Raw genomic sequence first — 13,383 nt, forward strand, 5'->3', positions numbered from 1 at the left:
CGCCACGGCATGTCGCATTCGGCCTTGCTTACAGCTTTCCGTTGCGGTCATTATCTCCTCCAACAAGCAAGAAACCGACCATAAGGTCGGACCATCAGAGTGAGGAACCATAATGACAAACGAACTCGACTATCTCAGCCGTCGCGTCGCAGCCGGCAAGCTCAGCCGTCGCGACTTTCTCGGGCGCGCCGCTGCATTGGGCGTCGCAGCACCCTTCGCCAACTCTCTTCTTTCGAGCGCTGCCCGGGCCGCCGGCCCGGTCAAGGGTGGCATATTGAAGGCCGGCCTCGTCGGCGGTGAATCCACCAACAGCCTCGACCCGGCGCTGATGATGACGCAGGTGCCCTTCGCCTTCGCCAAGTGCTGGGGCGAAATGATCGTCGAGCTGTCGCCCGAGGGCAAGCTCGAGAACCGTATCGCCGAGGAGATCGGCTCGTCCAAGGACGCCAAGGTCTGGACCCTGAAGATCCGCGACGGCATCGAATTCCACAACGGCAAGACGGTGACCGCCGACGACGTCGCCGCCACGCTCGAGCGCCACTCGGACGAGAAGTCGAAGTCCGGCGCGCTCGGCTACATGAAGGGCATCGACACCATCAAGGCCAACGGCAAGGAAGTGGTGCTGACGCTGAAGGAGGCGAATGCCGACCTTCCCTACCTGCTCAGCGATTACCACCTCGTCGTGCAGCCGAATGGCGGCAAGGACAAGCCCGATGCGGGCATCGGCGCCGGTCCATACAAGGTCAAGGTCAATGAGCCCGGCGTGCGCCATGTCGGCGAGCGCTTCGCCAATTATTGGCAGGGCGACAAGATGGGTCATGCCGACCAGGTCGAAGTCGTGGTCATCAACGACGCGACGGCGCGCACGGCGGCCCTGCAGGGCGGCCAGGTCAACATGATCAACCGCGTCGAGCCGAAGATTGTCGACCTGATCAAGCGTGTGCCGGGCGTCACCATCCGCAACCACTCCGGTCCGGGCCACTACGTCTTCATCATGCACTGCATCACGGCGCCGTTCGACAACAACGACCTGCGGATGGCCCTGAAACTGGCCATCGACCGCGAGGAGATGCTGACCAAGGTGCTGCGCGGCTACGGCTCGCTCGGCAACGACTTCCCGATCAATTCGTCCTACCCGCTGTTCACCGAGATCGAGCAGCGCAAGTACGATCCAGACAAGGCTAAGTTCCACTACAAGAAGTCGGGCCACGACGGCTCCATCCTGCTGAGGACATCGGACGTCGCCTTCCCGGGCGCGGTCGATGCCGCCCAGCTCTTCCAGCAGAGCGCCGCCAAGGCCGGCATCAAGCTCGAGCTCAAGCGCGAACCCGGCGACGGCTACTGGAACGAGGTCTGGAACAAGCAGCCCTTCTGCGCTTCCTATTGGGGCGGCCGCTCGACCCAGGACCAGATGTACTCGACCGCCTATCTGTCTACGGCGGACTGGAACGACACGCGTTTCAAGCGTCCGGACTTCGACAAGATGGTGCTTGCGGCGCGCGCCGAGCTCGACGAGGCCAAGCGCAAGAAGTTGTACCACGACATGGGCCTGATGGTGCGCGACGAGGGCGGCCTGATCCTGCCGATGTTCAACCAGTTCATCGACGCGACGGGCCCGAAGGTGGCCGGCTGGGTGGACGATCCGCATCAGGAACTGTCCAACGGCTACGCCTTGGCGAAGTGCTGGCTGGAAGCCTGAGCACGGCGTTGCGGAGATGTCCTCACCCATCGTGAAACTGGTGGCCCAGCGCATTGCGCTGGGCATCCTTCTTCTGTTGGCCGTTTCGGTCCTGATCTTCGCCGGCACCCAGATCCTGCCCGGCGATGTCGCGCAAGCCATTCTCGGACAGTCGGCGACGCCAGAGTCGCTCGCCAACCTGCGCGAGCAGCTCGGTCTCAACCAGCCTGCCTATATACGCTACTTCCATTGGCTTGGCGGCGTGCTGACCGGCGACCTGGGCACCGCAATGTCGAGCGGGCAGGACATCGCCACGTCGATCAAGGAGCGGCTGTGGAACACGCTGTTCCTGGCCTTCTGGGCGGCGATCGTGGCCATTCCGCTGGCGATCATCCTCGGCTTGACCGCGGTGCGCTACCGCAACGGCTGGGTCGACAAGCTGATCTCCGGACTGGCGCTTGCTTCGACCTCGTTTCCAGAATTCTTCATCGGCTACCTGCTGGTGTATTTCTTCGCCGTGAAATGGCAGGTCTTCCCGGCCATCTCCACCGTCTATGACGGTATGTCGTTCGGCGAGCGCATGCAGGCGATTGTCCTTCCGGCGACGGCGCTAACACTGGTTGTGCTTGCTCATATGATGCGCATGACGCGCGCGGCGATCCTCAATGTCATGCAGTCGGCCTATGTCGAGACCGCGGAGCTCAAGGGGCTCTCGGCGTTTGCCGTCATCCGCAAGCACGCGTTCCCGAACGCGATCGCGCCGATCATCAATGTGGTGATGCTCAACCTCGCCTATCTCGTAGTCGGCGTCGTCGTCGTCGAGGTGATCTTCGTCTATCCGGGCATGGGGCAGTATCTGGTCGACCACGTCACCAAGCGCGACGTGCCGGTCGTGCAGGCCGTCGGCCTGATCTTCGCCGCCGTCTATATCAGCCTCAACATCATCGCGGACATTGCGGCGATCATCGCCAATCCGCGTCTCAGGCATCCAAAGTAGGGGGGCGTCGATGCTCGATATCAAACGCATCCCTATCGCGGCGTTAGTAGGCATCGTGCTTACAACGCTGTTCGTGCTGATGGCCGTCTTCGCGCCATTGATCGCACCTTATGGCAACGCCGAAATTGTGAGCGAAACCCCTTGGGACGTGATGTCCTCCGCGCATTGGCTGGGCACCGACAATCTCGGCCGTGATCTCTTGTCGCGAATGATCTACGGCGCCCGCATCACGCTGTTCATCGCTGTGCTGGCGACGGCGCTTTCCTTCTCGCTCGGCGCCATACTAGGCTTTTCGGCCGCCGTTTTCGGCGGCTGGTACGACACGATCCTGTCGCGTCTCGTCGACCTGCTGATGTCGATCCCGACGCTGATCATGGCTCTGGTCGTGCTTTCGGTGCTGCCGTCCAACCTGGTGACGCTGATCCTGGTGATGGGCATCCTTGATTCGACCCGCGTCTACCGCCTGTCGCGCGCGGTGGCCATCGACATCAACGTCATGGACTATGTTGAGGCGGCGAAGCTGCGCGGCGAAGGCAGCGGCTGGATCATTTTCCGCGAGATCCTGCCCAACGCGCTGTCGCCGCTGGTCTCGGAGCTTGGCCTGCGCTTCATCTATGCGGTGCTGTTCTTGTCGACGCTGTCCTTCCTCGGCCTCGGCGTGCAGCCGCCGGACGCTGATTGGGGCGGCATGGTGAAGGAAAACAAGGACGGCATCGTGTTCGGCATTCCAGCAGCGCTGATCCCGGCAGCCGCGATCGCGGCACTGGCGATCTCGGTCAACCTAGTGGCCGACTGGGTGCTCAACCGCACGACGAGCCTCAAGGGAGGGCGTGGCTGATGGCTGATACCAAAGCGAAATCCGGCCTGCTCCTCGACATCCGCAACCTGCGCATCGAAGCGACGGTCTATCCGCCGGGCGAGGCGCCGAAGACCATCACACTCGTTCACGATGTCTCGCTGACGCTGGAAAAGGGCAAGGTCCTCGGCCTGATCGGCGAATCCGGCGCCGGCAAATCGACCATCGGCCTGTCGTCGATGGGCTATGGCCGCGGCGGCGTGCGCATCACCGGCGGTGAGGTCATCCTCAACGGCCGCGACATACTGAAAGGCGGCAAGGAGGGTTTCCGCAAGCTGCGCGGCCGCGAGGTCTGCTATGTCGCGCAATCGGCCGCGGCGGCCTTCAACCCGGCTCACAGGCTGATGGACCAGGTGGTCGAGGCGGCTCTCCTGCACGGCACGGCGACCCGGGCAGAGGCCGAGAAACGCGCGGTGGCGCTGTTCAAGAAGCTCAGCCTGCCCAACCCCGAAACCATCGGCCAGCGTTTCCCGCACCAGGTTTCCGGCGGCCAGCTGCAGCGTGTGATGACGGCCATGGCGCTGTGCTCGGAGCCGGACCTGATCGTCTTCGACGAACCGACGACAGCGCTCGACGTGACGACGCAGATCGACGTGCTAGCCGCGATCAAGGACGCCATCCGCGACACGCATGTGGCGGCCTTGTACATCACCCACGACCTTGCCGTGGTGGCGCAGGTGTCGGACGAGATCATGGTGCTGCGCCATGGCCGGCTGGTCGAATGGGGTGGCACCCGCCAGATCATCAAGGAGCCGCGCCAGGAATACACCAACGCACTGGTGTCCGTGCATGAGATCGAGCACAAGGAGCAGACCCCCGGTACGGCGCCGATGCTTTCGGTGAAGAACGTGACGGCGGCCTATGGCGGCGGCCACGTCAAGGTGTTGAAGAATGTCTCGGTCGACATCTTTCCGGGCCAGACGCTCGCCGTCGTGGGCGAGAGCGGCTCCGGCAAGTCGACGCTGGCGCGCGCCATCACCGGCCTGCTGCCGCCCGAGCAGGGCAGCGTCGTCTTCGATGGCCGCACCCTCGGCAACCGGCTTTCGGACCGGCCGAAGGAAGACCTGCGCCAGTTGCAGATGATCTACCAGATGGCCGACGTGGCGATGAACCCGCGCCAGACGGTGGGGACCATCATCGGCCGGCCCCTGGAATTCTATTTCGGCATGCGGGGCCGCGAACGGGACAAGCGCGTCGCCGAGCTGCTCGACGAGATCGAGATGGGCAAGGGCTTCATCGACCGCTATCCGGCCGAGCTTTCGGGCGGCCAGAAGCAGCGTGTCTGCATCGCCCGATCGCTTGCCGCCAAGCCGAAGCTGATCATCTGCGACGAGGTGACGTCGGCGCTCGATCCGCTGGTGGCGCACGGCATCCTCAAGCTGCTGCTGGACCTGCAGCAGCATGAGAAAGTCGCCTACCTGTTCATCACCCACGACCTCGCGACGGTGAAGTCGATCGCCGATTCGATCGCGGTGATGTATCGCGGCGAGGTGGTCCGCTACGGCTCCAAGAGCAAGGTGCTGACGCCGCCCTTCGACGCCTACACGGATCTCTTGTTGTCCTCGGTTCCGGAAATGGAGATCGGCTGGCTGGAGAAAGCGATCAAGGGTCGGCGCATGGAAAGCGCGGGCAACTAGCCAGGGAAAGTCTGCACAAGCGCCGCCATGTCATGCGGCTGCAATGCGAGGTGGAAAAGATGGCGCGAGCGGCAATGCCCGCGCCAATTTGTTTTTGAAAAGGGGGAAGTTAATGCAGAACGAACTCGACCATCTCGCCGCGCTTGCCGGCAAGGGCAGGATATCGCGCCGAGATTTCCTCGGCCGGGCCGCGGCGCTTGGCGCCTCGGCGGCGTTGGCGACGACGCTGGCCGGCAGGGCATTCGCCGCGACGCCGGTAAAGGGTGGCATCATCAGGGCCGGCCTGCAGGGCGGCGAATCGACCAACAGCCTCGATCCGGCGCTGAACCTCAGCCAGGTCACCTACAGCTTCTGCAAGCAATGGGGCGAATTCCTTGTCCGTCTCACGCCCGACGGCGGCGTCGAGAACCTGATCGCCGAGGAGATCGGCGCCGCGGCCGACGCCAAGACCTGGACGATCAAGGTGCGCGACGGCATCGAGTTCCACAACGGCAAGACCGTCACCGCCGAAGACGTCGCGGCCACGCTCGAGCGGCATGCGGACGAGAAGTCGAAGTCCGGCGCGCTGGGCGTGCTGAAGAACATCAAAGGCATCAAGGCAAGCGGCAAGGAAGTGATCGTCACGCTCGGCGACGCCGATGCCGACTTCCCTTACCTGATGGCCGACTACCACCTCGTCATCCAGCCGAACGGCGGCAAGGACAATCCGAATGCCGGCATCAGCGCCGGCCCCTACAAGGTCACCGTCAACCAGCCGGGCGTGCGCCACGGCGGCGAGCGCTTCGCCAATTACTGGCGCGGCGACAAGGCCGGCCACGCCGACCAGATCGAGATCGTCGTCATCAACGACGCCACGGCACGGCTCGCCGCCCTGCAGGGCGGACAGGTGCACCTCATCAACCGCGTCGAACCCAAGGTCGTGGACCTGGTGAAGCGCATCCCGGGCGTCAGCATCGAGAACGTGTCCGGCCGCGGCTACTATCCGTTCAACATGTTCTGCAATACCGCGCCGTTCGACAACAACGACCTCAGGATGGCGCTGAAGCTCGCGATGGACCGCGAGGAGATGCTGGAAAAGATCCTGCGCGGCTATGGCTCGGTGGGCAACGACTTCCCGATCAACGAAGCCTACCCGCTGTTCTCGTCCGACATCGAGCAGCGCAAGTTCGACCCGGAAAAGGCGGCCGCCGCCTACAAGAAGTCGGGCCATAGCGGCTCGATCCTGCTGCGCACGTCCGACGTCGCCTTCCCCGGCGCGGTCGACGCCGCCCAGCTCTACCAGCAGTCCTGCGCCAAGGCCGGCATCAAGATCGAGATCAAGCGCGAGCCGGGCGACGGCTACTGGTCGGAAGTCTGGAACAAGCAGCCCTTCTCGCTCTCCTACTGGGGCGGGCGTCCGACGCAGGACCAGATGTATTCCACCGGCTACGTCTCGACCGCCGACTGGAACGACACCCGCTTCAAGAAGCCTGAATTCGACAAGATGCTCTACACGGCGCGCGCCGAGCTCGATCAGGCCAAGCGCAGGGCGATCTACCGCGACATGGCGATGCTGATGCGCGACGAGGGCGGCCTCATCGTGCCGTTCTTCAACCAGTTCATCGACGCCGCCAACACCAAGAAGGTCAGCGGCTGGGTGAAGAACCCCAATGGCGAGATGATGGACGGCTACGCGCTCGGCGAATGCTGGCTGAACGCCTGATATCAGGCTAATTCTCTAGGGAGCGCCGCGTGTCGCCTGGCACGCGGCGCTTCCGTTTGACGAACAATCACAGGAAACTCTCCGTGGCGCTCAAATCCAAACTGTTGCTCATCGTCCTCGATGGCGTCCCCTATCGGAACTGGCGCCGGCTGATGGGCAATCTGGAGGGCTGGGCGCAATCCGGCGAGGCGCAGGTCTGGCGGATGCGTTCGGTGCTGCCGTCGACATCTGCTTGCTGCTACGCCTCGATCCACACCGGGGTCACGCCGCAGGTGCATGGTATCCTGTCCAACGAGAACCGGTTCCGCGTCACGCAGCCCGATATCTTCTCCGAGGCCAGCAAGGCCGGTGGCAAGACAGGTGCGGTCACCCATTCCTACTGGTCGGAATTCTTCCGCTCCTACCCGTTCGACCTGGTCGAGGACATGGAGTTCGACGAGCCGGGCGGTCCAATCACGCATGGCCGTTTCCACACCATGACCGGCTACAATCTCAAGAACCAGATGACGCCCAGCGACATCGACCTGTTCGCGACGCTGACGATGCTGACGAAACGCCATGGCATCGACTACGGCATCCTGCACACCTGCACGCTGGATTCGATGGGCCATCGCTTCGGCCATGACTGCCACGAGATGGATTATGCCTGCTACGCCATGGACGGCATGCTCGCGGCCTTCCTGCCGCAATGGCGCGCCGCCGGCTATGAGGTGATCGTCACAGCCGACCATGGCCAGACCGACCGCGGCCATCACGGCGGGCATGATGATGAGATGCAGGATTTCGCGCTCTATTATTTCGGGCCGGCCAAAGGGCCCGAAGCCGACACGCTGCTCGACCAGTTGCAACTGGCGCCGACGGTACTGAGCCGGCTCGGCGTTGAGATCCCCGAGACGATGAAGGCGAAGGCGTTTTTGGTGTGAGGCGCCTAGCCCTTCTCCCCCTTGTGGGAGAAGGAAAAGGCGCACCTCTGGCAACACCCCCTATCTTCGGTTAGCCTCCGAAAATTCGGCGGAGGGTGAACCTTTTTGGCCCGATCAGCGACACAGCCACGAGGAGCCAGGCGGCTCGACCGGCCATGACCGCGGCGACGGAAACCGATCGCGCGCTTGTCGACCGGGTCGCGAAGGGCGACCGGGCCGCCGTGCGGCTCCTGTTCATGCGTCACCACGCGCGGATCTACCGCTTCGTGGCGCGCCAGACGGGATCGGAGATGATGGCCGACGATATCACCAATGAGGTCTTTCTCGAGCTGTGGCGCCAAGCGCCCGGCTTCGAGGGCCGCTCTGAAGTCTCGACATGGCTGCTTGGCATAGCCCGCTTCAAGGCGCTGTCATCGCTGCGCAAGAAGAAGGAAGAGTGGATCGACGACGACGATGCGGCACAGGTCCCCGACAGCGCCGACACGCCTGAAGTCGTAACCATGAAGGAGGACAAGGCCGCTGCCTTGCGCCGTTTTGTCGATGCCTTGCCGGAAGAGCACCGCACGGTGATAGACCTGGCCTATTACCATGGACAGTCGGTGAGCGAGATCGGCGAGGTGCTAGGCATCCCGGTGGCGACCGTAAAGACCAGGATGTTCTACGCCCGCAAGAAGCTCGGCGAGGCCCTCAAGGCCGCCGGTTACGACAGGGGGTGGCCATGAGCGCCGCTGAAAAGATGTCACGCCGCGACGAGATGGAAATGCTGCTGGCGTTCTACCTGAACGGCTCGCTGGAAGGCGCCGAATTGGAGGCCGTCGAGGAATGGCTGGCGTCCGACCCGGCGGCGATGGCCGCGCTGGGCGAGGCGGAAGCCGAATTCTCCGGCACGGCAGCCGCAAACGAGGCGATCCGCCCGCCCGCCGATGCGCTCTCCCGCTTCGCCAGGGCGCTCGACGCCGAGGCCGGTCCGGTGCGCACTCCTGCCGGCCAGTCGTGGCTGTCCAAGACATTGGGCCGCTTGACGGCGATGCCCGCCGGCGTCGCCTGGGCAGCGGCGGCTGCCCTGCTCGCGCTGGTCGTGGTGCAATCGTTCCATCAGCCGGGCGGCAAGGGCAATGACTTCGAGGTGGCCGGACAGGAAGACGACCTGGCAAAGCTGCCCTTCGTGCTGGTCAAGTTCAAGCCGGATGCGAAGATGTCGGACATCACCGCCTTTCTTGGCCAGAACGGACTGAAAATCGCCAGCGGGCCGACGGCCGATGGCGTGTTCCACCTGACGATACCGGCGAGCTCCGCAGCCGATTATGACAAGCTCGTCGGCCTTATTGCCGCCCAGCCTTTTGCTGATGCTGTGATCCAGGGAAGGAAACCGATCGATGGCGGCTAAGGCGGTCATTCTTCATGCGGCAATCCTCGCGGCGGCCACGGTCGCCGCGCCTTCTTTCGCGCAGACCAATGATCCCAGCCTGACGCAAAAGCAGATCGACTGCCTGAACCGTACGACGGCCGCCGGCGCCGATTGCGGCAAGGAGAATGGCGGTAACAACGGCGGGAAGCCTGGCACAGCCGGTGCCGGCGGCGGCGCCGTGTTCATGCCGGCACTGATCGTAGACCTGTTCCCGAACCCGCCGGCACAGCCCGCGGCAGCGACGCCGGCATCGTCGAGCGGAGGGTCGGCATCGAACGGCCCAGCCAACCCTCCTCCACCGCCTGCGCCACCATCGGGCGGACCCGTCACGCCGCGGACCGGGCTCAACCTTGCCGAGCCGCCGCGTGCGGTTTCCGGCGAATTCGTGCCCGACGAGGTGCTGGTGACGGTTGCCGGCGACGCCGGAGCGGTGCAGCAGATCGCTACCTCTTTCGGCCTTCAGGTGCGCTCGCAACGGCAATCGCGGCTGCTCGGCGCCACTTTGGTGCGCTTCGGCATCCCGGATGGCCGGCCGGTCGGCGTGGTGCTGGCGCAGCTTGCCGCCGACGGCCGCACGCAGCGGCGCGAGCCCAACCACGTCTATTCGCTGCAGCAGGCTGGAGCGGTGGTAAACTACGCTTTCGACCACATCACGCTCGACCCCAAGCAGGCGAGCGGAGAGAATGTGCGGATCGCCGTCATCGACACCGGCATCGATGACTCCAATCCGGCGCTGGCGGGGGTGATCGCCGACCAGTTCGACGCCATGCCGAACGTGCCGATCGTAAAACGCGACCATGGCACCTCGGTCGACGGGCTGATCGCCGGGGTCAATCCGCTGGAAGGCATGGCGCCGGGCGCCAGGATCTATCACGCGCGCGCCTTCGAAGGCGGCAAGTCGACCATGGACGTCATCCTGGCGGCACTCGACTGGGCGGCGAGCCAGGATGTGCGCATCATCAACATGAGCTTCGTCGGACCGAAGAATGACCTGCTCGACACCGCCTGCCGAAACGCGCGGGCGCTGGGCATCGTGCTGGTGGCCGCCGCCGGCAACAATGGACCGAAAGCGCCCTATGGCTATCCGGCAGCGTTCGACAGCGTCATCGCGGTGACCGCCACCGACGCGAAGGACCAGCTGATGCCGCAGGCGAACCGCGGCCCCTACGTCTTCATCTCCGCGCCGGGCGTGGAGATGGTGGCGCCGAGCGGCGCGGGTTCGGACGTCGTGACGGGCACTTCGTTCGCGGCGGCGATCGTCAGCGGCGCAATCGCCAATTTGCTTCACAGCCAGCCGGCGCGCACAGCCGACTGGGTGGAGAAGGCGCTGGCGACCACAGCCAAGGACCTCGGCCACAAGGGGCGCAACGATGATTTCGGCTATGGGCTGCTAGACACCAAGGCTGCCGAGGCGGTGAAGGAATAGGCTTCAGGCCGAGAACAAGAAACAGCCACGCTATGCCGGCGCGCCGGCGACCGACCCTCTCACCACCAGATCGACCGGCCAGACCTCACCTCTCGTCCCTTCCTCCAATCCGGAAATGCGCGCGGCGAGCCGCTCGGCGACGCGCGCCCCGGCAAGGCGGATCGACGAGCGGGTCGTCGACAGCGGCACGGGAAAATTCTCCGGCCGCAGCCAGGGAAAGACGTCGTCATGGGCGACCAGCGACAGGTCGCCCGGGATGGTGAGACCAAGGTCGCGGACCGCGCGCACCACGCCCAACGCCATGATCAAACTGGAGCAGACGATAGCCGTCGGCGGCGCGTCCTGTTCGAGCAGGCGGCGAGCAGCACGGTAGCCGTTCTCCTCGGTCATGGTCAGCGAACAGACGTGCCGTTCGCCGAGCGCCAGGCCGCTCGCGGCCAGCGCCCGGCGCACGCCGCGTTCGCGGTGGATGGCGAAAGTCTCGCGGTCGTCGCCATTGATCAGCGCCAGCCGCTTGTGGCCGAGTTGGACGAGCAACCTGCCGGCCTCATGGAAGGCGCCCTCGTTGTCGATATCGAGGTAGGGATAGTCGAAGTCGAGCCCCTCGCTGCGGCCGTGGACGATAAAGGGGATGCCGAGCGTGTTGACCAGCGCCAGCCGCCGGTCGGACGGACGCGGCGAGGAAATGTAGACGGCGTCGACCTGCCGATTGGCGACGATGCGCCGGTAGGTCGTCTCCTGATCGTCAGCATCGGCCGGCGAGAGCACAAGGTCGAGATCGTGCGAGCGCGCATAATCGCCGAGACCGGAAAGGAACTCGACGAAATGCGGGTCGATGTCGACGGCATTGCCGGTGGGCAGCACATAGCCGATCATCCCGGACTTGCCGGTGGCGAGCCGGCGCGCGCTGGGATTGGGACGGTAGCCATGGCGCTTGGCGGCGTCCATCACCCGCCGCCTGGTCTCTTCGTTGACCTCCGGATAACCGTTGAGCGCCCGGCTCACCGTGGTCTGCGAGAGCGCCAGCATGTCAGAGAGTTGTTTGAGGTTCATCGGAAGCCTCCGTCCTCAAAGCGCTTTCAATTTGAATCGATCCGATGACGACTGGTGCGACGCCACGTTTTGACGACCTTAGAGGCGAGCAGGCCCGGTTTGAAGTGAAAATTGCTGCTGCAACGCCGTAAAAACATGCTGCGCCGCACATTTTGGCCGCGTTCCCGAAATCTTAAATCGATTAGCAAGAGAAGCCTCTTGACTTCAAGGCGATTCAATGGCGAGATCGAAACAGCCAAAGCGCTTTGGAAGTCTCTTCGAAAGGTTGCGGTTGCCTTCTCGCTGAGTCACAGTTCCACGGGCGTCGGCGGACGAAATGGAGGTTTCGTCCGGACTGTTTTTGACCACTGGGAGGATTGCGATGAAGAAGATGCTTCTGTTGGGCGCCGCGTTCGCTGCGCTCGCTCTTAGCCTGCCGGCGCAAGCCGAACTGAAGTTCAAGCCGGGCGAGGACCCGCGCTTCCACTGGGCCAATTACGACGACCTCAAGAAGGTCGACCTCAAGGGCGAGACGCTGTCGATTTTCGGGCCGTGGCGCGGCGAGGACGAGACGCTCGTGCGCAACGTGCTGGAATATTTCCAGGAGGCTACAGGCGTCGAGATCAAATACTCCTCGTCGGAAAACTACGAGCAGCAGATCGTCATCGACACGCAGGCGGGCAGCCCGCCAAACATCGCCGTTTTGCCGCAGCCGGGCCTCATCCAGGACCTGGCCACCAAGGGCCTGCTGACGCCGCTCGGCGACGACACCGGCAAATGGGTCGAGGAGAACTACGGCGCCGGCAAGTCGTGGGCCGCGCTCGGCACCTACAAGGGCAAGGACGGCAAGCCCGGCTTCTACGCGCTTCCCTACAAGGCCGACGTCAAGGGCCTGATCTGGTATTCGCCGGACAACTTCAAGGAAGCCGGCTACACAGTGCCGAAGACGCAGGAAGAACTCGCCACGCTCGAGCAGAAGATCATCGCCGACGGCGGCAAGCCGTGGTGCATAGGGCTCGGCTCGGGCGGCGCCACCGGCTGGCCGGCGACCGACTGGGTCGAGGACATCATGCTCAGGACGCAGCCGCCGGAAGTCTACGACAAGTGGGTGACGAACGAGATCCCGTTCACCGATCCGGCTGTCGTCAACGCCATCGACATCTTCGCCAAGATCGCGACGGACGACAAAATGGTCGATGGCGGCGCCAAGGCCGTTGCCGCCACCGATTTCCGCGACAGTCCGAAAGGGCTCTTCACGGTGCCCCCGAAATGCTACATGCATCACCAGGCATCGTTCATCCCGAGCTTCTTCCCGGAAGGCACCAAGCTCGGTCAGGACGCGGATTTCTTCCTGTTCCCGCCCTATGCCTCCAAGCCCGAACTCGGCACCCCCGTGGAAGGCGCCGGCACGCTGGTCATGATCACCAAGGATTCGAAGGCCGCGCGCGCCTTCATCGAATTCCTCAAAATGCCGCTGGCGCATGAGCTCTGGATGGCCCAGGGCAGCTTCGTGACCCCCTTCAAGTCGGTCAACAAGGACGCCTACGCCAGCGACGCGCTCAAGCGGCAGGGCGAAATCCTGGCGAACGCCACGACCTTCCGGTTCGATGGCTCCGACATGATGCCCGGCAAGATCGGCGCCGGCTCCTTCTGGACCGGCATGGTCGATCTGGTCGGCGGCAAGCCGGCAAAGGATGTCGCCGCCGACATCCAGAAGAGCTGGG

Annotated in this window: 11 protein-coding genes; 10 read left to right on the forward strand and 1 reads right to left on the reverse strand. The window is 64.1% G+C overall.

What is annotated here, in order from left to right:
- The first annotated feature begins 112 nt into the window (after window positions 1-112).
- The 9 genes from Q0L57_RS15700 (at window position 113) to Q0L57_RS15740 (ending at window position 10,627) form a co-directional block, all read left to right on the forward strand.
- Window positions 113-1,699, forward strand: a complete 1,587-nt coding sequence (locus Q0L57_RS15700) for an ABC transporter substrate-binding protein (RefSeq protein WP_296744067.1) — start codon at window positions 113-115, stop codon at window positions 1,697-1,699.
- 16 nt (window positions 1,700-1,715) lie between these two features.
- Entirely contained in the window at window positions 1,716-2,675 is a 960-nt protein-coding gene (locus tag Q0L57_RS15705; RefSeq protein ID WP_296744068.1) for an ABC transporter permease, read from the forward strand.
- Between the two features lie 10 nt (window positions 2,676-2,685).
- Window positions 2,686-3,513, forward strand: a complete 828-nt coding sequence (locus Q0L57_RS15710) for an ABC transporter permease (RefSeq protein WP_296744069.1) — start codon at window positions 2,686-2,688, stop codon at window positions 3,511-3,513.
- Complete coding sequence (locus Q0L57_RS15715) at window positions 3,513-5,168, forward strand: ABC transporter ATP-binding protein (protein WP_296744070.1); 1,656 nt, start codon at window positions 3,513-3,515, stop codon at window positions 5,166-5,168. The genes Q0L57_RS15710 and Q0L57_RS15715 overlap by 1 nt, the downstream gene beginning before the upstream one ends.
- Window positions 5,169-5,280: 112 nt before the next feature.
- Complete coding sequence (locus Q0L57_RS15720) at window positions 5,281-6,870, forward strand: ABC transporter substrate-binding protein (RefSeq protein WP_296744071.1); 1,590 nt, start codon at window positions 5,281-5,283, stop codon at window positions 6,868-6,870.
- A gap of 83 nt (window positions 6,871-6,953) precedes the next feature.
- Complete coding sequence (locus Q0L57_RS15725; protein WP_296744072.1) at window positions 6,954-7,793, forward strand: alkaline phosphatase family protein; 840 nt, start codon at window positions 6,954-6,956, stop codon at window positions 7,791-7,793.
- Window positions 7,794-7,948: 155 nt separating this feature from the next.
- Entirely contained in the window at window positions 7,949-8,515 is a 567-nt protein-coding gene (locus Q0L57_RS15730; RefSeq protein WP_296744073.1) for a sigma-70 family RNA polymerase sigma factor, read from the forward strand.
- The gene (locus Q0L57_RS15735) at window positions 8,512-9,180 is read left to right on the forward strand and encodes an anti-sigma factor (RefSeq protein ID WP_296744074.1); all 669 of its coding nucleotides are present in this window, start codon (window positions 8,512-8,514) and stop codon (window positions 9,178-9,180) included. Before Q0L57_RS15730 ends, Q0L57_RS15735 begins: the two co-directional genes overlap by 4 nt.
- Window positions 9,170-10,627, forward strand: coding sequence for a S8 family serine peptidase (locus Q0L57_RS15740; RefSeq protein WP_296744075.1), 1,458 nt, complete (start codon window positions 9,170-9,172; stop codon window positions 10,625-10,627). Before Q0L57_RS15735 ends, Q0L57_RS15740 begins: the two co-directional genes overlap by 11 nt.
- Window positions 10,628-10,657: 30 nt before the next feature.
- On the opposite strand, the gene Q0L57_RS15745 is transcribed toward Q0L57_RS15740, so the two are convergent.
- Entirely contained in the window at window positions 10,658-11,680 is a 1,023-nt protein-coding gene (locus Q0L57_RS15745) for a substrate-binding domain-containing protein (protein ID WP_296744076.1), read from the reverse strand.
- A 361-nt stretch (window positions 11,681-12,041) separates the two neighbouring features.
- On the opposite strand from Q0L57_RS15745, the gene Q0L57_RS15750 reads away from it, so the two are divergent.
- The coding region (locus Q0L57_RS15750; RefSeq protein ID WP_296744077.1) for an ABC transporter substrate-binding protein at window positions 12,042-13,383 on the forward strand (1,342 nt) is incomplete at its 3' end.

Source organism: Mesorhizobium sp. (assembly GCF_024509055.1).
Taxonomy (GTDB): Bacteria; Pseudomonadota; Alphaproteobacteria; order Rhizobiales; family Rhizobiaceae; genus Mesorhizobium.